Origin of the sequence: Bacillus sp. V33-4, from assembly GCF_002860225.1 — a bacterium.
Lineage (GTDB): Bacteria > Bacillota > Bacilli > Bacillales > Cytobacillaceae > Bacillus_BJ > Bacillus_BJ canaveralius.
Genome location: NZ_PGVC01000042.1, coordinates 18,305 through 44,178, shown reverse-complemented (window position 1 = coordinate 44,178; position 25,874 = coordinate 18,305). Strand labels below are relative to the sequence as shown.

The 25,874-nt window shown below is 44.6% G+C and carries 25 protein-coding genes, 1 tRNA gene, 1 riboswitch and 1 other annotated feature; of the genes, 1 reads left to right on the top strand and 25 read right to left on the bottom strand.

Going from position 1 to position 25,874, the window contains the following annotated elements:
- Positions 1–8: 8 nt before the first annotated feature.
- From CVD23_RS15415 to CVD23_RS15310, 21 genes are all read right to left on the bottom strand, one after another.
- Positions 9–1,556, bottom strand: a complete 1,548-nt coding sequence (locus CVD23_RS15415) for a 2-isopropylmalate synthase (RefSeq protein WP_101576117.1) — start codon at positions 1,554–1,556, stop codon at positions 9–11.
- On the bottom strand, positions 1,543–2,565 hold the full coding sequence (gene ilvC / locus CVD23_RS15410; RefSeq protein WP_101576118.1) for a ketol-acid reductoisomerase: 1,023 nt from the start codon (positions 2,563–2,565) through the stop codon (positions 1,543–1,545). The genes CVD23_RS15415 and ilvC overlap by 14 nt, the downstream gene beginning before the upstream one ends.
- Before the next feature lie 38 nt (positions 2,566–2,603).
- Positions 2,604–3,122, bottom strand: a complete 519-nt coding sequence (gene ilvN, locus CVD23_RS15405; protein WP_101576119.1) for an acetolactate synthase small subunit — start codon at positions 3,120–3,122, stop codon at positions 2,604–2,606.
- On the bottom strand, positions 3,119–4,834 hold the full coding sequence (ilvB, locus tag CVD23_RS15400; protein ID WP_101576120.1) for an acetolactate synthase large subunit: 1,716 nt from the start codon (positions 4,832–4,834) through the stop codon (positions 3,119–3,121). Before ilvB ends, ilvN begins: the two co-directional genes overlap by 4 nt.
- 111 nt (positions 4,835–4,945) lie before the next feature.
- Positions 4,946–5,212 (bottom strand) — a binding site (T-box leader).
- A gap of 5 nt (positions 5,213–5,217) precedes the next feature.
- On the bottom strand, positions 5,218–6,123 hold the full coding sequence (ilvE, locus tag CVD23_RS15395) for a branched-chain-amino-acid transaminase (protein WP_101666496.1): 906 nt from the start codon (positions 6,121–6,123) through the stop codon (positions 5,218–5,220).
- Between the two features lie 491 nt (positions 6,124–6,614).
- The gene (locus CVD23_RS15385) at positions 6,615–7,754 is read right to left on the bottom strand and encodes a zinc-dependent alcohol dehydrogenase (RefSeq protein ID WP_101666494.1); all 1,140 of its coding nucleotides are present in this window, start codon (positions 7,752–7,754) and stop codon (positions 6,615–6,617) included.
- An 18-nt stretch (positions 7,755–7,772) separates the two neighbouring features.
- Positions 7,773–8,132, bottom strand: coding sequence for a spore coat protein (locus CVD23_RS15380; protein WP_101576124.1), 360 nt, complete (start codon positions 8,130–8,132; stop codon positions 7,773–7,775).
- Positions 8,133–8,149: 17 nt separating this feature from the next.
- Complete coding sequence (locus tag CVD23_RS15375; protein WP_101576125.1) at positions 8,150–8,356, bottom strand: spore coat protein; 207 nt, start codon at positions 8,354–8,356, stop codon at positions 8,150–8,152.
- Positions 8,357–8,561: 205 nt separating this feature from the next.
- Positions 8,562–8,635, bottom strand: a tRNA-Arg gene (locus tag CVD23_RS15370).
- A 127-nt stretch (positions 8,636–8,762) separates the two neighbouring features.
- A complete protein-coding gene (locus CVD23_RS15365) occupies positions 8,763–9,287 on the bottom strand; it encodes a metallophosphoesterase (RefSeq protein WP_101576126.1) in 525 nt (174 codons plus the stop codon).
- Positions 9,284–9,895, bottom strand: coding sequence for an XTP/dITP diphosphatase (locus CVD23_RS15360; RefSeq protein WP_101576127.1), 612 nt, complete (start codon positions 9,893–9,895; stop codon positions 9,284–9,286). The genes CVD23_RS15365 and CVD23_RS15360 overlap by 4 nt, the downstream gene beginning before the upstream one ends.
- A gap of 3 nt (positions 9,896–9,898) precedes the next feature.
- Entirely contained in the window at positions 9,899–10,666 is a 768-nt protein-coding gene (gene rph / locus CVD23_RS15355; RefSeq protein ID WP_101576128.1) for a ribonuclease PH, read from the bottom strand.
- Between the two features lie 144 nt (positions 10,667–10,810).
- Positions 10,811–11,887 (bottom strand): GerMN domain-containing protein, encoded by a 1,077-nt coding sequence (locus CVD23_RS15350; protein WP_101666493.1) that lies wholly within the window; start codon positions 11,885–11,887, stop codon positions 10,811–10,813.
- 212 nt (positions 11,888–12,099) lie between these two features.
- Entirely contained in the window at positions 12,100–12,927 is an 828-nt protein-coding gene (locus tag CVD23_RS15345; RefSeq protein WP_101576130.1) for an SPL family radical SAM protein, read from the bottom strand.
- A 259-nt stretch (positions 12,928–13,186) separates the two neighbouring features.
- Complete coding sequence (racE, locus tag CVD23_RS15340) at positions 13,187–13,987, bottom strand: glutamate racemase (protein WP_101576131.1); 801 nt, start codon at positions 13,985–13,987, stop codon at positions 13,187–13,189.
- Between the two features lie 10 nt (positions 13,988–13,997).
- A complete protein-coding gene (locus CVD23_RS15335) occupies positions 13,998–14,477 on the bottom strand; it encodes a MarR family winged helix-turn-helix transcriptional regulator (RefSeq protein WP_101576132.1) in 480 nt (159 codons plus the stop codon).
- Positions 14,478–14,632: 155 nt separating this feature from the next.
- Positions 14,633–14,857 carry a spore germination transcription factor GerE gene (gene gerE, locus CVD23_RS15330; protein WP_009796032.1) on the bottom strand — a complete coding sequence of 75 codons (225 nt, stop codon included), beginning with the start codon at positions 14,855–14,857 and terminating at the stop codon, positions 14,633–14,635.
- 145 nt (positions 14,858–15,002) lie between these two features.
- On the bottom strand, positions 15,003–15,467 hold the full coding sequence (locus CVD23_RS15325) for an acyl-CoA thioesterase (protein WP_101666492.1): 465 nt from the start codon (positions 15,465–15,467) through the stop codon (positions 15,003–15,005).
- Positions 15,468–15,654: 187 nt separating this feature from the next.
- Positions 15,655–16,416 carry a succinate dehydrogenase iron-sulfur subunit gene (gene sdhB, locus CVD23_RS15320; RefSeq protein WP_101666491.1) on the bottom strand — a complete coding sequence of 254 codons (762 nt, stop codon included), beginning with the start codon at positions 16,414–16,416 and terminating at the stop codon, positions 15,655–15,657.
- 6 nt (positions 16,417–16,422) lie between these two features.
- Positions 16,423–18,180: a succinate dehydrogenase flavoprotein subunit gene (gene sdhA / locus CVD23_RS15315; protein ID WP_101666490.1), complete on the bottom strand. Its 1,758-nt coding sequence runs from the start codon at positions 18,178–18,180 to the stop codon at positions 16,423–16,425.
- A 58-nt stretch (positions 18,181–18,238) separates the two neighbouring features.
- Positions 18,239–18,847, bottom strand: coding sequence for a succinate dehydrogenase cytochrome b558 subunit (locus tag CVD23_RS15310; protein WP_101579551.1), 609 nt, complete (start codon positions 18,845–18,847; stop codon positions 18,239–18,241).
- A gap of 464 nt (positions 18,848–19,311) precedes the next feature.
- Here CVD23_RS15310 and CVD23_RS15305 point away from each other — a divergent pair, with 464 nt between their 5' ends.
- Positions 19,312–19,764 carry a YslB family protein gene (locus CVD23_RS15305; protein WP_101579552.1) on the top strand — a complete coding sequence of 151 codons (453 nt, stop codon included), beginning with the start codon at positions 19,312–19,314 and terminating at the stop codon, positions 19,762–19,764.
- A gap of 106 nt (positions 19,765–19,870) precedes the next feature.
- On the opposite strand, the gene CVD23_RS15300 is transcribed toward CVD23_RS15305, so the two are convergent.
- The 4 genes from CVD23_RS15300 to CVD23_RS15280 form a co-directional block, all read right to left on the bottom strand.
- Positions 19,871–21,100, bottom strand: coding sequence for an aspartate kinase (locus tag CVD23_RS15300; protein ID WP_101579553.1), 1,230 nt, complete (start codon positions 21,098–21,100; stop codon positions 19,871–19,873).
- 231 nt (positions 21,101–21,331) lie between these two features.
- Positions 21,332–21,507, bottom strand: a riboswitch (Lysine riboswitch).
- A 70-nt stretch (positions 21,508–21,577) separates the two neighbouring features.
- The gene (uvrC, locus tag CVD23_RS15290) at positions 21,578–23,350 is read right to left on the bottom strand and encodes an excinuclease ABC subunit UvrC (protein ID WP_219619931.1); all 1,773 of its coding nucleotides are present in this window, start codon (positions 23,348–23,350) and stop codon (positions 21,578–21,580) included.
- On the bottom strand, positions 23,343–24,848 hold the full coding sequence (locus CVD23_RS15285) for a hypothetical protein (RefSeq protein ID WP_101666488.1): 1,506 nt from the start codon (positions 24,846–24,848) through the stop codon (positions 23,343–23,345). The genes uvrC and CVD23_RS15285 overlap by 8 nt, the downstream gene beginning before the upstream one ends.
- A 64-nt stretch (positions 24,849–24,912) precedes the next feature.
- Positions 24,913–25,842, bottom strand: coding sequence for an FTR1 family iron permease (locus CVD23_RS15280; RefSeq protein ID WP_101579557.1), 930 nt, complete (start codon positions 25,840–25,842; stop codon positions 24,913–24,915).
- Positions 25,843–25,874: the final 32 nt, after the last annotated feature.

Sequence of the window (25,874 nt, the reverse complement as noted above, 5' to 3'; positions counted from 1 at the left end):
CTTTTGATTTAAGATGATTGCTGCTGCACTAACTTTAATTGCAGTTCCTCTGTATAAAGAACCCGGTTGACCGCATTCAAATACGCTTTCGCAGACGCTTCAAGAACATCCTGAGCAAGACCTCTTCCGCTTGTTTCATGACCGGCATAGCGCATTTTCACATATACCTGTGCGAGCGCGTCCCGCCCGGCTCCCACCGACTGAATCCGATAATCAAGCAGGTTAATATTTCCTTCCATGCTCTTTTCAAGCGTGTTATACAAAGCTTCGATGCTTCCTGCGCCGGTTCCCGCTTCCTGGATCAGTTCATTGTTGCATCCTGATAACGTCACAGTTGCCGTCGGAACCTGGTTTGTTCCATATTGGATTTGAATCGAGATCAAGTCGTAAAAGCGCTGTTCTTTGGAAAGCTTCTCTTCAAGAACAATGGCCGCTAAATCATCATCGGTCATTTCCTTTTTACGGTCAGCTAAATCTTTGAAAACTTGAAATAACGACTTCACTTCATCATCGTGAACGGTTAAACCGAGTTCATCAAGACGGGTTTTAAAGGCATGCCGTCCTGAATGCTTTCCAAGCACCATCGAATTCGTCTGGAAGCCAACAAGCTCAGGAGAGATGATCTCGTATGTCGTTTTCTCTTTTAAGACCCCATCCTGGTGAATTCCCGATTCATGGGCAAAGGCATTTTTGCCAACAACGGCTTTATTTGCCGGTACAGGCATACCCGTTAATTTGCTGACCAAACTGCTTGTGCGGCTGATTTCCTTTAAATTTATATTTGTTATTGCCTGATAATAATCATTTCTTATCTGCAATGCTACAGCGAATTCCTCAAGCGCCGCATTGCCCGCTCGCTCACCAATCCCGTTGATTGTTCCTTCAACCTGGGTAGCCCCATGCTCAACCGCTGCCAGCGAGTTGGCGATCGCCATCCCGAGATCATCATGGCAGTGCGCCGATAATGAAACTTTATGAATGGACGGAACATGTTCTCTTAAGTATTGAAAAATGGCGCCGTATTCCTTTGGCGAAATATAGCCGACTGTATCCGGGATATTAATCACATGGGCACCGGCCTGAATCACTTCTTCGACAATTTCGGCGAGATACGGGAGCTCGGTGCGGCACGCATCTTCAGCAGACCATTGGACGATCGGAAACTTGGATACGGCATATTTAACCGTTGCAACTGCTGTTTCTTTAACCTCGTCCGCCGTTAGCTTTAACTTGTATTGACGGTGAATCGGTGATGTCGCAATAAACACATGTAGCCTCGGCTCTGCTCCGCCTTTTAGCGCTTCCCAGGCAGCGTCTATATCCGACTTAACCGAACGGGCCAGCCCCGTTACTGATGCGTTTTTGATAAGCCCGGCAATTTGCTGTACAGAACTGAAGTCTCCTTTTGAAGCGGCAGGGAAGCCGGCTTCAATAATGTCGACATTCAACCGCTCTAGTTGCCTTGCGATTTCGAGCTTTTCCGACATATTCAAGTTGACTCCGGCTGATTGCTCCCCGTCCCGTAGCGTCGTGTCAAAAATGTTAATTTTGCGCACTTACGACCACTTCTTTCTGTTTTTTGCGATTGACGAATGGCATCATTTTTCTTAGCTCCCTGCCAACCTCTTCAATTTGATGCTCTTTTTCATTTCGGTTAACCGCATTAAAGACCGGACGGTTTGCCTGATTCTCGAGAATCCAGCCTTTAGCAAACTTTCCTTCCTGGATGTCTTTCAAAACAGCCTTCATCTCTTCCTTCACCTGGCCGTTTACAATACGCGGACCGCTGACAAAATCACCCCACTGGGCCGTATCGGAAATCGAATAGCGCATTCCTTCAAGACCGCCTTCATACATAAGGTCAACGATTAACTTCAGCTCATGCAGACACTCAAAATAGGCAAGTTCAGGCTGGTAACCGGCTTCGACGAGCGTTTCAAAGCCCGCTTTTACAAGTGAAGTGAGCCCTCCGCATAAAACGGCTTGTTCACCGAACAAATCGGTTTCGGTTTCTTCTTTAAACGTGGTTTCCAATCCACCGGCACGGAGCGATCCGATCGCCTTCGCATAGGCAAGCGCCAATTCCCTTGCCTCGCCGCTCACATCCTGGTAAATGGCAAACAACGCAGGAACACCGGCAGCTTCCTCGTACGTTCTTCTGACAAGGTGACCAGGTCCTTTTGGAGCGACAAGCAGCACATCGCTTGACGCAGGCGGGACGATCTGGTTGAAATGGATGTTGAACCCGTGTGCGAACATTAACGCCTGCCCATTTAAGTTCGGCGCAATTTCTTTATTATAGACTGAAGGCTGCTGCTCATCCGGAAGCAGGATCATCACTACGTCCGCTGCAGCAGTCGCTTCCGCTACAGAATAAACTTGAAAACCGTCCTCGACTGCCTTATCCCATGATTTCCCTTTTCTTAGACCGACAACTACATCAACTCCGCTGTCCCTCATGTTCTGGGAATGGGCATGGCCCTGTGATCCGTAGCCGATAACTGCGACCTTTTTTCCATTTAAATAAGAACTGTTTGCATCACCGTTATAATACATTTTTGCCATTTTTCATCTTCCTCCCTAATTGTAAAAATAGTAGTTTTTTAGACGATTGAGTAAGTTTTATTGGATTGTGACGAGCGCTGGGTACCCCTCGCAAAAGCAGTAGTCCCCGTTCTTGCCAGTTCCTTGATTCCATATGGTTTGATCAGTTCAATAAACGCTTCGATTTTATCTGACTCGCCGGTTATTTGAATCACGACGCTGTCCTTGCTGACATCAATCACTGAAGCCCGAAACGGTTCAATCAGCGAGTAAATCTCCGTTCTTGTGTTCGCCGTTACGAGAACTTTAATGAGTGCCAGTTCCCGGGCAACGATATCCTGGTCGGTAATATCAGCTACTTTTATCACGTCGATTTGTTTGTTCAGCTGTTTGGCGATTTGTTCAACAACCCTGTCGTTGTCCACATGTACAGCGCAGGTGATTCTCGATATCCCTTCCTGTTCCGAATGCCCGACCGAAATACTTTCGATGTTGTAATTCCGCTTCGAAAAAAGGTTCGTAATTCGATTTAACACGCCTGGCCGGTTCAGAACAGTTAATGAGATTATCCTTTTCATTGTTTAACACCTACCATCTCATTAATTCCTTTCCCCGGTGCAATCATCGGATATACATTTTCATCCGGCTCAACCCTGAAATCGAGTAAAACGGGTTCCCTGTCATGTAAAACTTGATTTAAGATCACATCGGCTTCTTCCGGGGAAGTAATCTCATAACCTTTTATTCCATAAGCTTCTGCCAGTTTTACGAACGATGGCTGCATCGAGAACTTGCTGTGCGAAAAGCGGGACTCGTAAAAGATTTCCTGCCATTGTCTTACCATGCCGAGCGCCCGGTTGTTGAGAATCACGATTTTTACCGGAAGCTCCATTTCAGCAATAACAGCCAGTTCCTGGGTCGACATTTGAAAGCCGCCATCGCCGAGAATCGCCAGCACACATGCACCCTGATCGGCCAGCTGTGCGCCGATGCTGGCCGGAAGCCCAAAGCCCATCGTGCCTAGCCCCCCTGAAGTCACCCATCGATCAGGGTTCTTAAACGGATAGTATTGGGCCGCCCACATTTGATGCTGGCCCACATCGGTCACGACAATCGCTTCGCCGTTTGTCTTTTCATACAGCATCTCGATTACTTTTTGCGGTTTTAAGCCCGAACCAGTTTCATAATGAAAAGGATGCTTTTGTTTCCATGAATCGAGGGTGTCCAGCCACTCCTTATGTTCAGGTTGTTTTCCTTCCTGTCCGACCATTTGCTCCAAAGCTTGTTTAGCATCGGCTACAACCGGAATTTGTGTCGGGATATTTTTACCAATTTCAGCAGGATCGATATCGATATGGGCTACGGTTGCTTTTGGGGCAAAGTGCCGTAAATTCCCGGTCAGCCTGTCATCAAACCTCGCACCAATGTTGATCAGGAGGTCGCATTCGTATAAAGCCATGTTTGCCGTATAACAGCCATGCATCCCAGCCATGCCGAGAGATAGTCGATGGTCGGCCGGAAATCCGCCGAGCCCGAGCAGTGTATGAACAACGGGAAGCTGCTGTTGCTCGGCATATCGCATTAATTCGTCGGATGCGCCTGCGTGTAAGACACCTGCTCCAGCCAGAATGACGGGACGTTTCGCCCTGCTGACGACCTCAGTCAATTTTCTGATTTGCAAAAAGTTCGGCTGCAAATTCGGCTGATAGCCAGGCAGCTCAATTTCCTGTTCTTCCGGAGGCACGGCCGCCATTGCCGCCATATCCTTCGGAACATCGATCAATACCGGACCTGGCCGGCCGCTGCTTGCAATGTAGAAGGCTTCTTTGACGATGCGAGGAATATCTTCAATGTTGCGGACCTGGTAATTGTACTTCGTAATCGGGGTTGTAATCCCAAGAATATCCGCTTCCTGGAAAGCATCTGTCCCAATTACTCCTGTCGCCACCTGGCCCGTGAATACGACTAGCGGGAGCGAATCCATCAGGGCGTCAGCAAGCCCTGTCACAATGTTTGTCGCTCCAGGGCCCGAAGTGGCAATCACGACTCCAGGTTTCCCGGTAATTCTTGCATATCCTTCTGCCGCATGAATTCCGCCTTGTTCATGCCTTGGCAGCACATGCATGATTTTTGAATCATAGAGCTTGTCGTAAATCGGCAAAACAGCTCCGCCGGGATAGCCGAAAATGACTTCAACGTTTTCTTTTTCCAATGATTCAAGCAATAGCTCTGCACCGCTAATCGCTTTCTGTTCAGCCTTTTTTTCCTTAAAGGCAGCTTCCTGCAACATTGATTGTTGACCTCCTCCAACTTGTAAAGTAACCTTCAAACGCTGATCAGCGTCCATTTTTTTCAAAAAGAAAAAGCCTTCCCACCCCAAAAGTTGCCTAAATTGTTTAGACAAAGGGATGAAAAGGCTTTGTTAACCTGTTCCACGGTACCACCCTTGTTCACGCAGAAACGCTTGCGTGCACTCGTGAACAGCGATCTTTCCGCTGTTCGATTTTGTAACGGGTGCTTTTGCACCCGATCGGCTCTACTTGAAATAACCGTTCAAGCCGATGCTCGGAGGTGAGTTCACTATATGCTGGTCTCGCCGGTTCTCAGCTTATCCGGCTCTCTGTAGATTCCGCTGCATATGGCTACTTATCCTCTTCTGCGCTTTTTCGATATTTAACTGACATGTGATGCTGTATTTTGCGAATAAACTTTTACGCCTTCAGAAACAACTCTTTCCCTGAACTTTTCAAGAAGCTTTTTCGTATGGACACCAGGGGCACCATCGCCAATCACTCTGCCATCAACCTTGACGACCGCGATCACTTCTGCTGCCGTTCCAGTCAGGAACACTTCATCAGCTGTGTATACATCATGCCGTGTGAACGGTTCTTCTTTCATTTCATAACCAAGTTCAACAGCAATGTCCATCACGGCGTTTCTTGTAATTCCTTCAAGCGCCCCGATATAGCCGGGCGGTGTATAGAACTTGTTGTCCTTGATAATAAAAACATTATCTGCTGAACCTTCAGCTACATAACCCTGGTCATTCAGCATCAGCGCTTCACTAACATTGGCCAGATGGGCTTCGATTCTGACAAGCACATTGTTTAAGTAGTTTAACGATTTTACTTTCGGGCTTAACACATCAGGACGATTTCTTCGTGTTGCCACAGTGACAATTTCAAGCCCTGTTTCATAAAGCTCTTTCGGAAAAATCGCGAGCGGCTCGACGATAACAACGACATTGGCCTGTTTACATTTGAAAGGATCAAGCCCGAGGTCGCCGACTCCCCTTGAAACAACAACTCTTATATAGGCGTTTTCATAGCGATTCTTCTCAACGGTTTGGACAATTACCTTCGTAAACTCTTCCGCTGTAAATGGAATTTCCAGCATAATCGATTTAGCTGATCGGTACAGGCGGTCCATATGTTCCTTCATTCGAAAAATATTGCCGCTGTAAACACGAATCCCTTCAAAAATGCCATCGCCGTATAAAAAACCATGATCATAAACGGATACTTTTGCGTTTTCTTTCGTTACGTATTCTCCGTTTAAAAAAATCCATTGTTCGGACACAAAAGCGCACCTCCACACTGTAATCAACAAACGCTTTAAATCGGTAAACTTTTTGTTTAAAAAAGCTGTAGACCGGAAATGCTCTCCGTTCATAAACCATTTTTAATTTGCTGAAAAATTCTGTGTTTTTTTTATTTGAGGATTATCTTACGCCGATTTCAAGCGCTCGTCAAGACCATTTACGTGAATTATTAGATAATTTAGATTTATCTGATTTTATGTATCCGCTTACATTGTTGATAGATTCACATTTTCAGGACTCAAAAATTTTTTTATTTTTTTCATTTTTTTTGGTTAATAGGAACGTTAGAATTCGGGGGAAATTGCTAAGTTATATAATATGGAAGAAACGTGCAATTTATGTTAGATTTTCTAACGCAAAAGAAACCGTTTTCAAAAAATCGTGGCAAACTCACCTTCATTCTATCAACAAAATAAAACCCGGTTCTGAACATGCGATTCGGAACCGGGTTTTATTGCGATAACCAAGCTTAATGCGGCTTCAAAACAACCTTGATACACCCTTCAGTTCTTGTGTCAAAGACTTCATATCCGTGCTTGGCTTGATCGAGAGGAAGAACATGTGTAACAACGTCTCCGGGATCAACCTTTCCTTCAGCAATCAAATTGTATAGAACAGGCATATATGGAATAACCGGCGCCTGTCCGGTTCTGATGTCGATGTTTCGCTGGAATATATCACCAAGCGGGAAACCGTTATACCGGCCGCCATAAGCACCTGTTATTTGAATGGTTCCTGCCTTGCGCACTGCCTGCGTCGCCATAATCACACCATTAAGTGCTCCGCCCTGAAGCTTTAAACCAGTTGCCAGAAATTCCATCGGTGTCATCTTCCCGCTCATTCCTGAACAGTCGATGACGACATCTGCTCCGCCCTGGGTAATCTCCTTCAAATGGGTGCCAATGTTTTCTTCTTTTTCAAAATTTACGACTTCTACTTTATTGGTTCTTTTTGCATGCTCCAAACGATAGTCGAGAAAGTCAACAGCGATAACCCTTTTCGCACCTTTAAGCCAGGCGAATTTTTGCGTAAGCAAGCCAACCGGGCCGCAACCGAGAACAATCACGGTATCACCGGCTTTAACACCGGCATGATCAACACTCCAGTAAGCTGTCGACGCGGCATCGGCGAGCAACACTAATTTTTCATCGTCGACCTCGGAGTCCTCCGGTATTTTGAAAGGAGTGAAATTTCCATATGGTACCCGCATGTACTCAGCCTGTCCTCCGGCATAGCCGCCCATTGTTTCAGAATAGCCGAAATAGGCTCCCATGTCTCCGTGAGGGTTCGAGTTATCGCATTGGCTTGTGATATCGTGTTTACAATACCAGCATTCACCGCAGCTAACGTTAAACGGGATAATGACCCGGTCCCCTTTTTTCAGTCTGGTTACCTCTGGACCCACTTCTTCGACCACTCCCATCGGTTCATGTCCAAAGATAAAGTCTGTAGGCATATTTGGTACCAGGCCGTGAATTAAATGCAAATCAGAGCCACAAATCGCTGATGCTGTAATTTTTACGATTATATCGTCTGCTTTCATAATAGCGGGATCATCGACATCTTGGACGCTGACATTTTTAATGCCTTGATACGTAACGGCTTTCATTGTTCATTTCTCCTCCATTCATTTATTCGGCGTAGCAAACATTCCGAGCCGGTCTGTATCATTCGGGAAGAGCGTCATGCCAGCAATTTGGACCGCGGTCTCAGCAGATATCAGATCCAATGGAATTTGTTCATTTATATCATAAGGATGGAGCCACCCTTTATTCATCATCAATTCGGATATCTCACCGTGCAGATCAATCGCTGCTTCCATTTGCTTGTGTAAAGTTGTTCTCAGTTCCGGGCTTGCCGTTTCTGTGATCGCATACCCATAATTCCTCACTCCATTTTTAACGGCCAGCAAAAAATCCAGTGCAATCGCTGAATCAGCAAGATTGGGCATTCCTTCAGCGTTGCGCGGATCTAAGTAATCTTTCATTCTTTCTCACCACCAATTTAGTTTAATTTTGCTTGCTGGTAAAAATTGAGCAGTTCATTGACATCTTGAATCGATTGTTGCACGTCTTTTTCTAACAGCTGCTTTAGATCATTATCAAAGCAGACACCTTGCATCAATTTCGATCTAAGCAAGCACACCGTTTTAAAGTTGAGGATTTCATGTGTTTCCATCGTTTCATGCCACGCCAGTTCTTGTGATTCCATCTGGTCACCTCCTGTTTTTTGTATAACAAAGGTATTTTTCTCCCAGTTACCCCAGTTTATTCGCATGAATCATTAAAGAAGTTTATTGAGAAAAAAGCCTTCTGTAGTTGTTTTGATCAACAGGAGGCGAAGCAATAAAAAAAGCGTGCAATATCAACGGTTTTTTGGAATAAACCGCAATATTGCACGCTTTCTCTTAACATAGCGTCCCAGGAGAGATTCGAACTCCCGACCGACGCCTTAGAAGGGCGTTGCTCTATCCAGCTGAGCTACTGGGACATGATATTCTTTTTTAAAGACAAACTTTATTATATTAGCCAAATAATAAAATGTCAATACGATTAACAATATTTCTCGTCATTCTTATGGGAGAAAAAAGAACTTTCTCTCCCATATTATAGAATAGTTACTTGAGTTTTGGAAGAGCAAATGACTGTTCCAGCCCGGTAAGCTCGCCTTTATCAATATCAAAAGTACGCAAAATCAACTCTTTTTCAGATAGTTCGAGGATAACATATGTTTTTTCGAGACGCTGTCTCGGCAGCAGTATGCTTCCCGGATTGATGAAAAGTATACCATCAATCATTTCCGCACCAAGAACATGGGAATGCCCGAAGCAAACGATATCGGCGTTTAATTCCCTGGCCCGATAATGCAGGTTCATAAGTGTTGATTTTACGGAATAAAGATGTCCATGTGTCACGAAAAGTCTTTGTCCGTCGATTTCTTCGACGAGCTCATCAGGAAGCTTTTGACCATAATCACAATTTCCCCTTACGACGGAGAAACCGGACAATGCACTGTGATCAGCAGCAAGCTCCGAATCGCCGCAATGGAGCATCACGTCAACTTCGCTGCGATGCTTTTCCTTAAGCCTCTCCAATACTTCGGATGAGCCGTGACTGTCACTCACAATTAACGCTCTCTTCATGCCCGCTCATCCTCTACCGAAAATGTTGCAAGCATTTCGCCCAACTTTTGCAGGGCTCTGGCGCGGTGGCTGATCTGATTCTTTTCTTCAGGTTCGAGCTCCGCCATTGCCTTGTTTTTTTCTTTTACAAAAAAGATCGGGTCATACCCAAAGCCGTTCGTCCCGGTTCGTTCAAAAAGGATCAACCCGTCACATGTACCTGAAACCGTTTCGGTCGGGTGCCCCGGTCTCGCAACTGCAAGCGCGCAGTAAAATCTGGCGGTCCGGCCTTCTTCTTTAATCCCTGATAATTCGGCTAAAACTTTGTCAATATTGGCATCGTCATTTTTTTCCTCACCCGCATACCTTGCCGAAAAAATACCCGGCTTTCCACCAAGGGCATCGACAATCAGCCCTGAATCATCAGCAATCACCATTTTCCCCAATGCCTTTGCTACAGACTCGGCCTTTAACACGGCATTTTCAGCAAAAGTTGCCCCCGTTTCCTCGATCTCCGCGATTTCCGGGTAGTCATGAAGTGTCCTTACGACATACCCATGGGGGCCAAATAAATTTTCAAACTCTTTCGCCTTGCCACGATTTTTTGTTGCAATGATTACTTCTTTCATAATTTATTTCTCCTCTTTTTCCACGCTGCTGCCCTTGATAAGCGCTGCTATCTCATCACCAAGAGCTTCCTTTTGATATTCAAACAACTCCAGTAACCCTTCCTGGGCTACCTTAATCAGTTCCTGAAGCTGGTCATATGAAAAAGTCGATTCCTCACCTGTTCCTTGCAGCTCAACAAATTCGCCATTGCCAGTCATGACTATATTCATATCTACTTCCGCATTTGAATCCTCGGCATAATTCAAATCAAGAACGGCCTGTTTATCGCTTAAAATACCAACACTTGTGGCGGCCAAAAAGTTACTGACCGGAAAGGTTTTAATGGACTTTTTTTCATACAGCTTGTGGAGGGCAATCGCCATTGCCACAAAAGCCCCGGTAATCGAAGCAGTTCTAGTTCCGCCATCTGCCTGGATGACATCGCAGTCGATCCACACCGTTCGTTCTCCGATCGCGTCAAGCGTTACGACCGATCTCAACGCCCGGCCAATTAAACGCTGGATTTCCATCGTCCGCCCGCTTACTTTCCCTTTTGAGGACTCCCTTATATTCCTTTGCTCCGTTGCCCTAGGAAGCATCGCATATTCCGCCGTAATCCAGCCTTTGCCTTCTCCACGCATAAACGGCGGCACCCTGTCCTCAATCGTTGCGGCACAGATAACCTTTGTATCTCCCACAGAAATGAGAACCGATCCTTCCGGCTGCTTAATATAATTCGTTTCGATATGTACAGGCCTTAATTGATTTCGTTCGCGTCCATCCACACGCATTCTCTGTTCCTCCTTTTGTTTTCCGCAGTTACTAGGGAATCGACAGTTATGTAGTGATTATCATTCATTATAACAATAAAGAAGAGGCGGCAAAAATTGGCGGCCTCTGGCTTATTCTTTATATAGTATATCAAAAAATTTTTTTTAAAAACTACCTGTGTTGACTTTTTCAGGACGGGTAACGGGTTCTGAAAGCTCTTCACCCTTATCATTGACAACGCCGGCTTCGCCATTCACCGTCACCGAAACGCTTTCTATCCCTTTTTGTTCGGTTAAAGACAGGACAAGAGCATTCAATAAATGCTGGGAAACGATTTTCTCTTCAGCACTTCCATAGACAGATTCATTGAAGTTTAACGTTACTGTTCTATCTTCAATCTTCGGCGCATCAAGCAGCTCTATATCGGGATCAAAATCAGAAAGCAGATTGGAGCTATAGCTAGGTCCCTTCACTAATTCATTCACAGCTGCTTCAACATTGTTGCCCACTTCATTTGAAACCCGGCGCGTTACAGGTACATAATAATACGCTCCTTCTTCACCACCAAGATAATAAACGGTGACAGCCTTAGTGTCTGCCGGATCGATCATTTCTGCTGTATCAAGATTGATTCCGTTCGCCCGGCTCAGTTCTTCGCCGATCGGAGTGCCGTTTACAGGCATTTCCTTTAATTCGTTCCCATTCATCTGCAGCTTGACCTTTTGGACGGAATCAAACTGTGTTAGCGTCCATGTAATGGCCTGGAGGATTTTAGGTTCGTCTTCAGCCTTATATTCCTGGAATTCCTTTGAAAAATTTACGGTAGCAACGCCGTCTTTTATATTGACTGAAACCGTCGTATCTGCAGGTAAAACTGCCCTGAATCCTTTAGGAAGAACTTCTGTTACTGGGCCGCCTTCGACAAGATACTCAAGCGCCTGTTTGGCGACTCCTTCGGCTTTTGGCAAATCGAGTGTCTGTGCGGTAACATAGCCTTTTTCATCGATTAAGTACAACTCTGTCGGGACGGTCGTTTCTGCAGCGTCCTTATCTCCGGCCATTTTCTCTGTTTGATCACCTGTTTCTGCTGATTCATCTGTTTCTGTTTCTGCCTCCTCCCCGTACGTTGCTTCTTGAGGCGGATCAATCTTCTCCTCTCCGCCAAACAATCCGCAGCCGGACAAAAACACGGATGACATAAATATGGCCGAAACAAAAGTTGTTTTTTTATGTTTAGACATTTAAATCCCTCCTAAGACAGTTTGTACTAAAAGTATACGAGCCTCTTTTTAAATTAGACCGTCTTTTGGAAGAAAATTTGGCATACGCCAATCATGAACTCTTTTTTTGGGCAGGCAAGCTTGTTTCTATAGTAAAAAAAGGCACCCCATGGCACCTTTTTTCCTAATTTTGACCCGACTCCTTTGGCCGCCAAAACCGCTTTATCTTATCTTTAATTTTTCCCCGGGCCGAACCCTTTTTGTGAAATTAACAAATTCACATCATCCAGTTCATCTTTGAGCATTTTTAAGACGACTTTATATGCTGTTGGGTTATACCATTTTTCCAATCCCATTTGTTCATATATCTGATAAATCCCCAGCTTTTCTGTTCGTTTCCCCCCGCCTCCATCTCCCATCCAATAATCATCCAATGTTACCCGGCTGGCGATGTTTTTTAGTTTTTTGGGGAACTCCTTAGAACAAGGCAGCAACGGGGCAATCGTTGCTTGTGTCAGTATTCCTGCATCCGTTATCTTTTGTAAAGCGTTCATTCGGGCAGGGATAGGCGGAGCTGAAGGTGAAAATGCCTTTCTGACTTCTTCCTTATCCGTTTCAATCGTCATCGACACTCTGATTCTGTCACCAAACTGTTTAAATAGGTCAATGTCCCGCGTGACTAACGGTGAGCGGGTTTGGACAAACAGAAAATCAGGCTGTTCATCCAGCATCACTTCCAACAAGCTCCTTGTTAATTTCGTTTTGGCTTCAATCGGCTGATACGGATCGGTAGCAGATGACATAAACAAGGTTACCGGCCCTTTTTTCTTCGCTTTTACAAGCTCTTTTCTTAAAAGTTCAGCAGCATTTGTTTTAATATCAACCCATGTTCCCCATTCTTCTTCACGGTAAAGGGACACAGGCAGTTGTCTGACGTAACAATACTTGCATGCGAAAGCACAACCGGCATACGGATTGATTGAATGAGAATACTCTTCCAACAAACCTCTTCCGGGAGTTAAAATACTCTTGGAAACAATATCTTTCAGTTGTATGTTCATGTTGATCACCTTTATTGTTGAATCATAAAGCATTTGTTTAATTGAAAAACGAACAATTATTGAAAATTAACATGGTATTATTCGTTTCATACGGAATCCTCCTGGGTTTATTAAAACAATTTAATTCGTTTTTCGGTTTTGCTTGATACATTGAGATATTTACTCAATTATATAACTTTTTGCCGAAATCCCAACGGTTATGCTCACTCATAAAAAAAAATACCACAAGAAACTGTGGTATCGCAGAAGTATATTCTTTTCATGTGCCAAGTTTGATCATCGTCACATTTCCAATTCTTTTCTTGAGCCATTGCGAAGCAATTTTGGTGAAAATCGCTCTTGAACCAGTGACAAAAAATTGGTGGTCAGGATCGTTGTCACTGCTGTTTAACATGCGATTATGATGAAGAATCGTGCTCACTTCCCGGGCTGTTTCTTCGCCGGAGCTGATTACCTTCACACCGCTTCCCATCGTATTTTTAATCAGTCCTTCGAGCAGGGGATAATGGGTACAGCCTAAAATCAACGTATCGAGCCCTTTATTTTTCAAGGGCTGCAGTGTTTCGGCAACGATTTTTTTGGCAACAGGGCCGGAAAATTCACCGCTCTCTACCAGTGGTACAAACTTCGGGCAGGCGAGGCTTTTGACAGCGACGCGCTTGTTAATCGACTTTAATGCTGTTTCGTAGGCACCGCTCTTGATCGTTCCTTCCGTGCCAATCACGCCGATCTGGTGGTTGTCTGTCACTTTCAATGCCGTTCTTGCACCAGGGTAAATGACACCAACGACCGGAATCGAAAGCTCGTTCCTAATCTCGTCCAGGACAACGGCAGTTGCTGTATTACAAGCGATCACGAGCATTTTAATATTTTTGGCAAGCAAAAATTGTGTCATTTCCCATGTAAAACGTTTTACTTCTTCACTGGATCTTGGACCATATGGACAGCGGGCTGTGTCGCCCACGTAATATATCTGTTCAGCCGGAAGCTGGCGCATGACCTCCTTGGCAACCGTCAGTCCGCCAACTCCCGAATCAATGATGCCTATCGGTTGTTTCAAAAATCTCGCCTCATTCTTCGCGCATATCTTGATGTAATCTCATTAAGTTATTTTTTAAAAGCAATACCTCTTCGCCGGAAAAATTGCGGAGCACTTCCCGCAAATAGGCTTGTCTTTTTTTTATGACCTCGTCAATCACCCTCTTGCCTTCTTCCAACAGGTGAATACGGACAACCCGGCGATCATTTGGGTCCTTTACCCTCATCACCAGACTGTTCTTTTCCATGCGATCAACAAGATCAGTTGTCGTACTGAAGGCTAAATACATCTTATTGGAAAGCTCCCCGATCGTCATATCACCGTCTTCAAAAAGCCATTGCAGGGCAACGAATTGAGGAGGAGTAATCGTATAATTGCTTAAAATCTCTCTTCCTTTTTGCTTGATGATTCCCGCTATGTAACGCAAATCTTTTTCAATATCTGCAACAATATTTGTTTCGCCTGCAGCGCTTTCTGTTTCGGCATTTTCATTCAAGCCATCGAGCTTCATAAGGCACAACTCCTCTATTAACAATCAACAGTTCTCTTTAGTTTCTTTTATTTTCTACCTTTTCAGCCGAAATTTCAAGATAGAAATAACAGGCAAGGAAGTAAGATTGTCCTTAAATGTGTAACCGGCCCCCTTAAAAAGGACGCCGGCATAAATCAAAGTTCTAGCTCTCCCATACGAAGGAGCTCTACAACGGCTTGTGAACGCCCCTTAACGCCAAGCTTTTGCATGGCATTGGAAATGTGATTGCGAACCGTTTTCTCGCTTATAAATAATTCACCAGCGATCTCTTTTGTTGTTTTGTCTTGTACTAACAGTTCGAATACTTCTCGTTCTCTTTTTGTGAGTAGTGGCTTGTGAGTATATTCATTCTCCTTCAAGTATTGTAACCCTCCTTGCCTTCGCCAGCCTTGAACCGCGGGGTGGGTATATATTTAGTCACCATATCATATGTAAACAAAAGAAATGGAGTGACTACATTCGCTTGACGGAGAGCCTTTTTATAAAAAATTGTACACCGAGCCTTTACGATTGGATTTTTTGCGAAGAACCGAGGAGCACCCTCGCTTCTTCAGACCATGGAACGCCTTTCCCTGTTTTCCTGGAGATCTGGACCATTGTTCCTCGTCCAACAAAACAAACTTCCCCATTCTTCTTTTTCCCCATGTAATGAAGATCGACCGAGGAATTCCCGATAGAGTCTGCTTTCACAAAAATATCTATTTGCTCGTCAAAAAACACCTGGTTCAAAAAGTCGCATTGCAGATCCGCTACAACCGGAATCGTCTCATTTCCGGTTTTTACCCATTCTTGCATAAAGCCTTTGCTTTTGAAAAACTCAATCCGTGCCTGTTCAAAATAAACAAATGGAACCGTATTGTTCAGGTGGCCAAACATATCCGTTTCGGAAAAACGGACTTGAACTGGAAAAGAAAAATCAAACTCTTCCTGCCAGGAATCCCATTCTTTAATATAGCTGAACTTCTTCATCTGCTTCCTCCCAAATAATGAATGGTTATTCATCTTTTCTCTTATTATATTGTTTTTCCGCCGCTTTGAAAACTATTTGGTAAACCGAAAAAACACCGACCAATGGTCCGGCCGGTGCTTAACATCCTATTTATCCAAACAAAACAACCTCTCTTCAAAATATGAAAAGAGGTTGTTTTTATCTTTATTAAGCTTGATCACTTCCAAAGAAGTTTTTAAAAGATTGGAAGGAAGTGTCGCGATTCAGTGCAGCAATCGACGTGGTCAACGGAATTCCCTTTGGACATGATTGGACACAGTTTTGTGAATTTCCGCAGTTGGCCAGCCCGCCGTCTCCCATAATCGCTTCGAGGCGTTCAGATTTGTTCATTTCACCGGTTGGGTGCGCATTGAACAAGCGAACCTGAGACAACGGTGCCGGACCGATAAAATCAGATTTGCTGTTGACGTTCGGACATGCTTCCAAACAAACGCCGCAAGTCATACATTTAGAAAGCTCGTATGCCCATTGCCGTTTTTTCTCAGGCATGCGCGGGCCTGGTCCTAAATCGTAGGTTCCATCGATTGGAATCCACGCTTTTACTTTTTTCAGAGAATCAAACATACGGCTCCGGTCGACCTGGAGGTCGCGGACTACCGGGAATGTCCGCATCGGCTCAAGGCGAATCGGCTGTTCAAGCTGGTCAACAAGAGCTGTACACGATTGGCGCGGTTTCCCGTTAATGACCATCGAACAGGCACCGCACACTTCCTCGAGACAGTTCATATCCCAGGCGACCGGGATTGTTTTTTCACCTTTCACATTAACGGGATTTCGGCGGATTTCCATCAATGCCGAAATCACGTTCATATTAGGTCGGTATTCCAGCTCAAAAGTCTCCTGGTAGGGGGCTTGATCAGGGCTATCCTGGCGTGTTATTTCAAAACGGACTGTTCTTGTCTCTGACATACCTTGTTACTCCCCTTTCTTCTTCGAGTAATCGCGCTTGCGCGGTGCGATTAGAGATGTATCAACATCTTCATAATGGAAAGCAGGTGCAGCTTTTGCATCGACGAACTTGGCCATCGTGGTTTTCAGGAATTCCTCATCGTTACGCTCAGGAAATTCCGGTTTATAATGGGCACCGCGGCTTTCATTACGGTTATAGGCACCAATCGTGATGACACGGGCGAGCTGCAGCATATTTTGCAGCTGCCTTGTGAACACCGCCCCCTGGTTGCTCCACTTGGCTGTATCATTAATATTGATATTTTGGTATCTTTCGAGCAGTTCAACTATTTTCTCATCGGTTTTTAAAAGCTTGTCATTTTGGCGGACAACCGTGACGTTATCTGTCATCCACTCACCGAGCTCCTTATGGAGAACATAGGCGTTTTCAGTTCCATTCAATGACATAATCTGGTTCCATTTTTCTTGCTCTTGCTGAACATAGTCGTCAAACAGTGCAGAAGAGATCGAATCAATGCTCTTTTCAAGGCCGTTGATATAACGGATCGCATTCGGGCCGGCAACCATTCCCCCGTATATCGCGGATAATAGCGAATTTGCACCAAGGCGGTTGGCGCCGTGCTGTGAATAATCACATTCACCGGCAGCAAATAAGCCCGGAATATTGGTCATCTGATCATAGTCGACCCATAAACCGCCCATTGAATAATGAACCGCAGGGAAGATCTTCATTGGGACCTTGCGCGGATCATCACCCATGAATTTTTCATAGATTTCGATAATTCCGCCGAGCTTTATATCAAGCTCTTTCGGATCTTTATGGGAAAGGTCAAGATAAACCATGTTTTCACCGTTGATTCCAAGCTTTTGATCGACACAGACATGGAAGATTTCTCTTGTTGCGATATCACGAGGAACAAGGTTTCCGTATGCCGGGTATTTTTCTTCAAGGAAATACCATGGTTTCCCGTCTTTATAGGTCCAGACGCGTCCGCCTTCACCGCGGGCAGATTCACTCATCAGGCGCAGCTTATCATCACCCGGGATCGCCGTCGGGTGGATTTGAATGAATTCGCCGTTCGCATAATAAGCTCCCTGCTGGTACACGATCGAAGCAGCAGAACCTGTATTGATAACAGAATTTGTTGATTTGCCAAAGATAATCCCTGGTCCGCCGGTCGCAAGAATAACAGCGTCGCCTGGAAATGATTTGATCTCCATCGTCTTCAGGTTTTGCGCAACGATTCCACGGCAAACACCATCCTCGTCGACAACAGAACCGAGAAACTCCCAGCCTTCGAATTTCGTAACAAGTCCTGACACCTCGTAGCGGCGCACCTGCTCGTCCAAAGCATAAAGCAGCTGCTGTCCTGTCGTAGCGCCGGCAAAAGCGGTGCGGTGATGCTGGGTTCCGCCAAAGCGGCGGAAGTCAAGCAGTCCTTCAGGTGTCCGGTTAAACATAACACCCATACGGTCTAAAAGGTGGATAATTCCCGGTGCCGCCTCTGTCATCGCTTTGACAGGAGGCTGATTGGCAAGGAAATCTCCCCCATATACAGTATCATCAAAGTGCTCCCACGGGGAGTCACCTTCACCTTTCGTATTAACTGCCCCATTGATGCCGCCCTGGGCACAAACAGAGTGGGAACGCTTCACCGGCACTAACGAAAATAACTCTACCGGCGTCCCCGCTTCCGCAACCTTAATGGCTGCCATTAAGCCGGCTAAACCGCCGCCTACTATGATCACTTTCCCTTTACTCATCGTGACTCACTCCCCAATCAGTAGTCCGTCCATATTAATCTATCGTTCTTGCATTTGTTTAAACAAAGGCGGTCAGCGCGCGAATTCCAATGATTGAAAGCGCAATGAACACTCCAAGCGTTACATATGTAGAAATTCTTTGAGAACGCGGACTTACGGTAATTCCCCAGCTGACAAAGAACGACCAAAGGCCGTTAGCAAAATGGAATACGGTCGAAATTACTCCGGCCACATAAAACCAGAACATTAATGGATTCGCGAGGATATTCTCCATCATCTCATAATTAACTTGGGCCCCGAAGGCAGCAGCAACACGTGTTTCCCAGACGTGCCACGCCACAAAAATCAGCGTAATGACACCTGAAACCCGCTGGAGCATAAACATCCAATTACGGAAATAACCGAACCTGCTGACATTATTATTTGCAGTAAAAGCAATATAAAGTCCATAAATTGCGTGAAACAGCAGCGGCAAGTAAATTAAAAAGACTTCAAGGAAAATCCTGAATGGTAGACTTTCCATAAAATGTGCTGCGTTATTGAAGGACTCTTCTCCCCCGGTCGCAAAATGATTCACTGTCAAGTGCTGGATTAGAAATAACCCGACCGGAATCACTCCCAGTAATGAATGCAATCTCCGGTAAACAAACTCCCGATTACCTGCCATGAACTTACCCCCCTATTTTTTAAAAGTGACGCTCAGGTTTTTCGACAATCCCCTTTTGCCGGACTGCACCCTATCAACATTGTAAAATATTAGGTTCATTTTTTTACAATTATGTGACATGTTCATTTTACTCCCATCAACATAGAGCGTCAAGAAAACGGATACACAAAAATGTCTATATAAATAAAATTTTTAAAATATATTGATATTATTCCAGAACAGTCAAAATCAGCTTGACCACATGTTATGCAGTAATAAAAAATTCAATTAAATGGTATTAAAACAGGGAAATCACTTGCAAAATAGTTTTTTTAGAAGTTTGCAATTTGTTGTTTAGAGGTATGGTAACGAATATATTAAAATAACAATATTTTCTTGTTACTCGCACAGTCTTTTTCTATAAAATTTAGCTTACATTCAGCGGGAATTGTATATAATATATTTATAGAAAGAGGGGAAGCGCATTGAGTATTATCTCAGCAACAGAACAAACGGAAGAAGATCTTCCAACTGTAACTGAATTCGGCTACGAACTGATTCGGGAAACGCTGCTAACCGAATTGCTTGGCAGCGATGCACCAGAAATTTTATACTGGGCGGGTAAGCGTTTAGCCCGTAAATACCCGTTAAAGAATTTTGCCGACATCGGCGCCTTTTTTAAACAGGCTGATTGGGGCATCCTTACGATTGAAAAAGAAACAAGACATGAACTGGAAGCCGATCTGTACAACGAGCGGATTTCAAAGAAATTAAAAATGAAAGATAGCGGACATTTCCAGCTGGAAGCCGGCTTCCTGGCCCAGCAGATTGAGATGCAAAAGAACGCTGTTGCAGAGGCATTTGTACATCCGCGTAAAAAAGGGGCAAAAGTCCATTTTACCGTTAAATGGGATATTAAAGATTCCATTGCTAGATAACATCACTTCAGTTAGTTATTCGTTTCCGCCGAATAAAAAAGCTTTTAAAGGTGCCTGCCCTTTGAAAGCTTTTTTATTGTTGATGCGGACGGCTCACACTTCCCCCTTACAGCTGGACCTTAGTCCCTGAAAGCTCAAATGCCTGATGCAAAGCTTCGGTCGCCTTCAGCATTTGTTGTTCCTCTACTACTGCCGAAACTTTTATTTCTGAAGTACTGACCATTTTAATTTGAATGCCGCTTGCCGCAAGCACCTCAAACATCTCAGCAGCCACACCCGGGTTTGAAATCATTCCTGAACCGACAATTGACACCTTGGCAAGGCCTGCTTCTGATTCGATTCTCTCGTAATTCAGCACAGTCTTGTTATTTGCAAGCACCTGCAAAGCCTCATGGAAATCTTCACTTTTAATTGAAAAAGACAGGTTTGTTGTATCGGCTGATGTCGTGCTTTGGATAATGATATCCACGTTGATGCGGTGTTTCGCCAGTGTTGAGAAAATGGTTGCCAGGCTTGTCAAAGAATTAGGCAGCCCAAACACCGTCATTCTGGTAATTTCATCTTCAAACGCCACCCCGCGTACAACTAAATTTTGTTCCATTGATACTTCCTCCTCGATGATTGTTCCTGCTTCACGTTCAATGCTGGATCGCACTTCCAGCGGGACGTGGTAATTTTTTGCAAATTCGACTGCGCGTGGATGAAGCACACCGGCACCTAAATTAGCCAGCTCAAGCATTTCGTCATAGGAGACGGAAAAAAGCTTGCGGGCCTCCTTTACATAGCGTGGATCTGTTGTGAAAACTCCTGTCACATCTGTGTATATATCGCATTTATCAGCATGCAATGCAGCTGCCAGAGCAACAGCGGTCGTATCCGATCCGCCCCGGCCAAGCGTCGTAATTTCGCCTGCTTCGGTTACTCCTTGAAATCCAGCGACAATGACAATATTCCCGTTCTTAAGCTGTTCCTGGATCCTTTCCTTTTTAACATCAAGGATGCGCGCGTTTCCATGAATGTGCTCCGTGGAAATTCCTGCCTGCCAGCCCGTAAAAGACACTGCTTCATGGCCTTTTTCATTTAAAGCCATTGATAACAGGGAAATCGTAATCTGCTCCCCGGTTGTCAGCAGCATATCCATTTCACGCTTATTTGGCTGCGCGGAAATTTGTTTGGCAAGACCGACGAGTTCATCGGTCGTTTTTCCCATTGCCGAAACGACGACAACAACATCATTACCCCTTTGTTTTTCTTCAATAACCCTTTCTGCTGCGTTCAAAATCCGTTCTACACTGCCAACCGAGGTTCCCCCAAATTTTTGAACAATTAATCCCACTGTTTCCCCTTCTTTCTCGTTAATTCATTAGTTGTTATCCGATCTCTTATCGGGACTATCACGCTTTTTTAAAGAGCCTATCCAGCTCCATTGCATCAGATTTTCCGTATTTCGCCAGACGAAATTAAGCAACAAAAAAAGCAATGAGATAACTATCCCATTGCTGTGACGGACGTAATCAATAATCGGAACAAGCAGTTTCAGGCTTGTTTCCGTAAAAATACGCATGCACAGTGAGATAGCTCTCCAAGACCATGTCTTGACAATCCTGCATTTTTTCAATTCAGGACCAGCAAAGAAACGAATGAGCATTTCTTCACTTCGGCAAATTTCCCTTTCAAAGCTTTTCATGGAAGCTCAATCTTCTCCAAGCTTTTACTGATGAAATTTGCACCTCTACCTTCACTTTAACGCTCTAAAGTGATGTGATATAAAAGTTTGATTTATTATAGCATAGATGCAGCCAAGCTGACAATGTCATTCCTGCAATTTTTCGAACAAATCTGCTGCTACATTCGCGGGGAGTCCGGTAGCAACCAATTCTTCCAGCGATGCTTCGCGCATTTTTTTCACAGATCCAAAATGCTTCAGCAAGCCTTTTTTCCGCTTGTCACCAATTCCCGGGATGTCATCAAGCAAGGACTGAAAAAGCCCTTTTCCGCGAATTTGACGATGAAAGGTAATCGCAAAGCGATGGACCTCGTCTTGGATACGCTGCAGCAAGTAAAATTCCTGGCTGTTCCTTTCAAGCGAAATGACCTGAAGCGGAGTTCCGAACAGGAGCTGGGAAGTCCGGTGTTTGTCATCCTTAACAAGACCGGAAATCGGTATATCGAGGCCGAGCTCATTTTCCAGCACATCTCTGACGGCTTCTATATGGCCCTTGCCACCGTCAATAATGATCAAATCAGGCAAAGGAAGTTCTTCCTTCAACACTCTCGAATATCGTCTCCTGACTACTTCTCGCATGGATTCATAGTCATCAGGCCCTTTGACTGTTTTTATTTTATACTTTCGGTATTCTCTCTTTTCCGCCTTTCCGTCAATAAAAACAACGAGTGCCGATACCGGGCTTGTTCCCTGGATATTCGAATTATCAAAAGCCTCAATCCGGTGCGGGGTATAGATGCCCAGCGTTGCACCAAGATTTTCGACTGCTTTAATCGTTCTTTCCTCATCGCGTTCGATCAGCGAAAATTTTTCCGCGAGCGCAATTTTCGCATTTTTCACGGCAAGCTTAACAAGCTCCTTTTTTTGTCCGCGCTGCGGCTTTAAGACCTTTACTTGAAGGAGTTCCTCCGCCATTTGTGTGTTAACCGAATCCGGCACTAATATTTCCTTCGGTTTAAAATGGTTCGCTTTTTCATAGAACTGCCCCAAATAGGTGAGCAGTTCTTCTTCCGGCTCGTTATAAATCGGAAACATCGAAACATCCCGTTCGATTAACTTGCCTTGCCTGACAAAAAAAACTTGCACACACATCCAGCCTTTATCAACTGCATAACCAAACACATCTCTGTCCGTAAAGTCGGTCGTCGTCATTTTTTGCTTTTCCATCGTCGCTTCGATATGGGCGATCTTGTCGCGGTATTCCTTCGCCCTTTCAAAATCAAGTTCTTCAGCTGCGGCAGCCATTTTCTCCGATAATTCCGCTTTAATTTCTTTGTAACCGCCATTGAGAAAGCGGATTATTTCATCGGTGATATTTTTATATTCATCTTCACCAATCGGATTCACACAAGGTGCCAAACACTGCCCGAGGTGGTAGTACAGGCAAACCCGATCAGGCAATGTCGAACATTTGCGGAGTGGATAGATTCTATCAAGAAGCCTTTTCGTTTCGTTGGCTGCCTGAACGTTCGGGTATGGGCCGAAGTACTTTCCCTTGTCCTTTTTCACGTTTCTCGTAATGATCAGCCGTGGATGTCGTTCGGCTGTCAGCTTGATAAACGGGTAGCTTTTGTCATCCTTCAGCATGACGTTATACTTTGGATCGTATTTCTTGATCAAGTTCAATTCAAGAATCAAGGCCTCAATATCCGATGAGGTCACGATATATTCGAAGTCTTCGATTTCGTTTACAAGCCTGAGCGTTTTCCCGTCATGCGAGCCGGTAAAATAGGAACGAACCCTGTTTTTCAAAACCTTCGCTTTTCCGACATAAATAATCGTCCCCTGCCGGTCTTTCATCAAATAACATCCGGGCTGGTCGGGAAGAAGCATCAGCTTATTTTTTATCATTTCATTCATTCTGTCCACCTCCTTTGTTGCTTTTCCATTTATATAAAGTGATGTCGGAATAAACTGGGTCAAATAATTCATTTGAGTGGAATTCCGCGACTTTTTCAAGCATTCCATCCAAATTTATTTCCTGGGCGTGAAATCCCTTGACAACCTTATCTGTTAGTAAAATATTCCGATCGGAATAAAAAGCGGAATCATGCTGGAATACTTGAAAAGTTTCGATCCGCTTATGGGGAAATGAAGCATCCAGGTATTTAAAAACCCTTGTTTCCTCCCATGTATAAACGACTATTTTCTGGTTGCTTTGTTTAAGATAGTTGGCCATTTGCACGACCGCCGGCTCATTTGTTGCCTGCTCTTTCACAAGCCTTGCAGATTGTACGACCTGAACTGCTAATATCATAACTAAAATCGCGGTTATGAGCGGGTTTTTCCGACGGGATAGCATAAAAACCAGTATAACAAAAAGGAATAACACCGTTAATGGGAGAATATGCCTTGGCTTATCAATATTTTGCGCAAGAAGCGCCCAAATAAAATAAAAACCGAACAATAAGGCCGGCATATGTAAAAATTGGCTTTGCAAAAAAAATTTCAACCTGAATCCATACAGAAATAACAAAATAAGCAATCCATACAAACAGCCGAGTACCACCGATTGAGCGGAAATTCCCGTCCAAAAGAAATTGTCGAAAACGAGCTGACCGGCCCTGGCGGCTACAGATTCACTTCCAGGTGCGACGGCGCCACCCCAGCTCTGAAAATGTCCACTTGTAAAGCCAAGCGACAGTTTTAAGAATCCGGACATACCACCTTCCGACACAATAATCGCTATCACCCATACGAGCTGAAAAACGATCGCCACTACAGATAATCCAAAGACTTCCTTGAGTGAAAGCCGGTTCGTTTTCCATTTTATATAAAAAAGGTAGATGACACCGATTGAAAAGGGCAGATAAGATAGGCGAATGCCTAAAATGATGCTTAACAAAAAAAGCGGCACGATCATGAACCATCTCCGCTCTTTGATCAAAGAGATTTCCAGGCTCCACAAGTACCACCATAAAAACGCAAGCGCAGCACCTTCCGAGATCGGCTGGTTTACCATGACAATACAAAAGCTTGCAGTGTATAACACGGCAGTCATCAACGCAGAAAACTCGCTGGCAAGATAGACCCTTGTTAACCTGTATATAGGGTACAGGGCACTCACGTAACAAAGTATATTAAAAATCGTCAATGCCTGGGACGGATTTTCGATGAACAAGTGGATAAACTTTCCCCCTAAAATAAAATAGGGATAGCCGGGAAAATGGGGCTGCATAGCCATTATATCGTATCTTTGCAATCCAAGGGTGAAATCTACCTGATCCCATGTCGACGCAAACGGATTGACGTAAATAAGCTGAACGACAATCACCGTAGTGATCGAAGCCAGGCTGAAGAAGTATAGGATGGCCGGGGACAAGAAATTGCGTCCGGCCAGATCACGAATCTTTTGCAAATCATCACCATCTTTACGTGTCTTCAATACAAAAAGTACAAGGCAGATTACCTTGTACTTTTTGTTATTTCACTTGGGCGTCCAACTCGTCCATTATCGGATTTTCTTCCATACGTGCCTTGTGTTCCGCTGGACGGCTTTGCCGGGGTGAGGTCAGCAGGTATATCGCTGTAAAGTAGCCGAAATAGGCGATCACTTCTTCAATTGACGGCATCGAGGAATAGCCAAACAATGCTTTCAGGAAAATGCCAATTTCACCTGACAACAATGGTGCTGTTCCATGATCGCGAAGATAGTGGCTGTAATCAATCGGATGCTCAGGTAAAAACCAGGTAATATCGTACAGATGGGGAATGACGCTTCCGATAATATTTAAATCCTGCATCATTGAAATCGCCTGGACAAGCAATCCTGCCGAGATCAAAATAATAAACGCCCCGGTCACTCTAAAGAATGATTTAAGTGGAACACGCATTGTACCCTTGAAGAATACATAAGCGACGACCGCGGCCAATACCGTTCCGGTGATCGCTCCCCAGCCCTGCATGGCGGCCCCAATGTTTCCGCCGGTAATTGCAGCAAAGAAAAATACTGTCTCAACGCCTTCCCGCAATACAACAAGAAAGGAATGGATGACCATGCCAACAATATTGCCAGTAGATATAAACCGGTCCATCTTGCCTTCCATTTCCCCTTTTAAATCGCGGCTGTGCTTTGCCATCCAGAATACCATTTGGGTTAGCAAGATTGTCGAAACGATCATAATGCTGACTTTTAAGTACATTTCACTACCCATTGCCGCAAAACCGGTAAAGACAACCTGGAATAACATAGCTACACCAATGCTCGCTATCACGGCGAGACCCGCTCCCAGCCAGACAAACTTTGTGTATTTACCGTTATCCATTCTTTTCAGGTAAGTCGTAATAATTCCCACGATCAACAAGGCTTCAAAAACTTCGCGGAACGTGATCAACAGCGCCTGGATTTCCACTATGCTTTCCCCTTCCCAAGATGTTTTCTATT

What these genes read in the sequence shown, in the direction of transcription:
- ilvB (WP_101576120.1), bottom strand. Translation starts at nt 4,834, where the DNA reads ATGTTGCAGGAAGCTGCCTTTAAGGAAAAAAAGGCTGAACAGAAAGCG.
- CVD23_RS15350 (WP_101666493.1), bottom strand. Translation starts at nt 11,887, where the DNA reads ATGTCTAAACATAAAAAAACAACTTTTGTTTCGGCCATATTTATGTCA.
- uvrC (WP_219619931.1), bottom strand. Translation starts at nt 23,350, where the DNA reads ATGAATGAAATGATAAAAAATAAGCTGATGCTTCTTCCCGACCAGCCC.
- ilvN (WP_101576119.1), bottom strand. Translation starts at nt 3,122, where the DNA reads ATGAAAAGGATAATCTCATTAACTGTTCTGAACCGGCCAGGCGTGTTA.
- ilvC (WP_101576118.1), bottom strand. Translation starts at nt 2,565, where the DNA reads ATGGCAAAAATGTATTATAACGGTGATGCAAACAGTTCTTATTTAAAT.
- sdhA (WP_101666490.1), bottom strand. Translation starts at nt 18,180, where the DNA reads ATGAGTAAAGGGAAAGTGATCATAGTAGGCGGCGGTTTAGCCGGCTTA.
- CVD23_RS15380 (WP_101576124.1), bottom strand. Translation starts at nt 8,132, where the DNA reads ATGAAAGATTACTTAGATCCGCGCAACGCTGAAGGAATGCCCAATCTT.
- CVD23_RS15375 (WP_101576125.1), bottom strand. Translation starts at nt 8,356, where the DNA reads ATGGAATCACAAGAACTGGCGTGGCATGAAACGATGGAAACACATGAA.
- CVD23_RS15360 (WP_101576127.1), bottom strand. Translation starts at nt 9,895, where the DNA reads ATGAAAGAAGTAATCATTGCAACAAAAAATCGTGGCAAGGCGAAAGAG.
- CVD23_RS15385 (WP_101666494.1), bottom strand. Translation starts at nt 7,754, where the DNA reads ATGAAAGCCGTTACGTATCAAGGCATTAAAAATGTCAGCGTCCAAGAT.
- CVD23_RS15365 (WP_101576126.1), bottom strand. Translation starts at nt 9,287, where the DNA reads ATGAAGAGAGCGTTAATTGTGAGTGACAGTCACGGCTCATCCGAAGTA.
- CVD23_RS15335 (WP_101576132.1), bottom strand. Translation starts at nt 14,477, where the DNA reads ATGAAGCTCGATGGCTTGAATGAAAATGCCGAAACAGAAAGCGCTGCA.
- CVD23_RS15310 (WP_101579551.1), bottom strand. Translation starts at nt 18,847, where the DNA reads ATGGCAGGTAATCGGGAGTTTGTTTACCGGAGATTGCATTCATTACTG.
- sdhB (WP_101666491.1), bottom strand. Translation starts at nt 16,416, where the DNA reads ATGTCAGAGACAAGAACAGTCCGTTTTGAAATAACACGCCAGGATAGC.
- CVD23_RS15325 (WP_101666492.1), bottom strand. Translation starts at nt 15,467, where the DNA reads ATGAAGAAGTTCAGCTATATTAAAGAATGGGATTCCTGGCAGGAAGAG.
- rph (WP_101576128.1), bottom strand. Translation starts at nt 10,666, where the DNA reads ATGCGTGTGGATGGACGCGAACGAAATCAATTAAGGCCTGTACATATC.
- CVD23_RS15345 (WP_101576130.1), bottom strand. Translation starts at nt 12,927, where the DNA reads ATGAACATACAACTGAAAGATATTGTTTCCAAGAGTATTTTAACTCCC.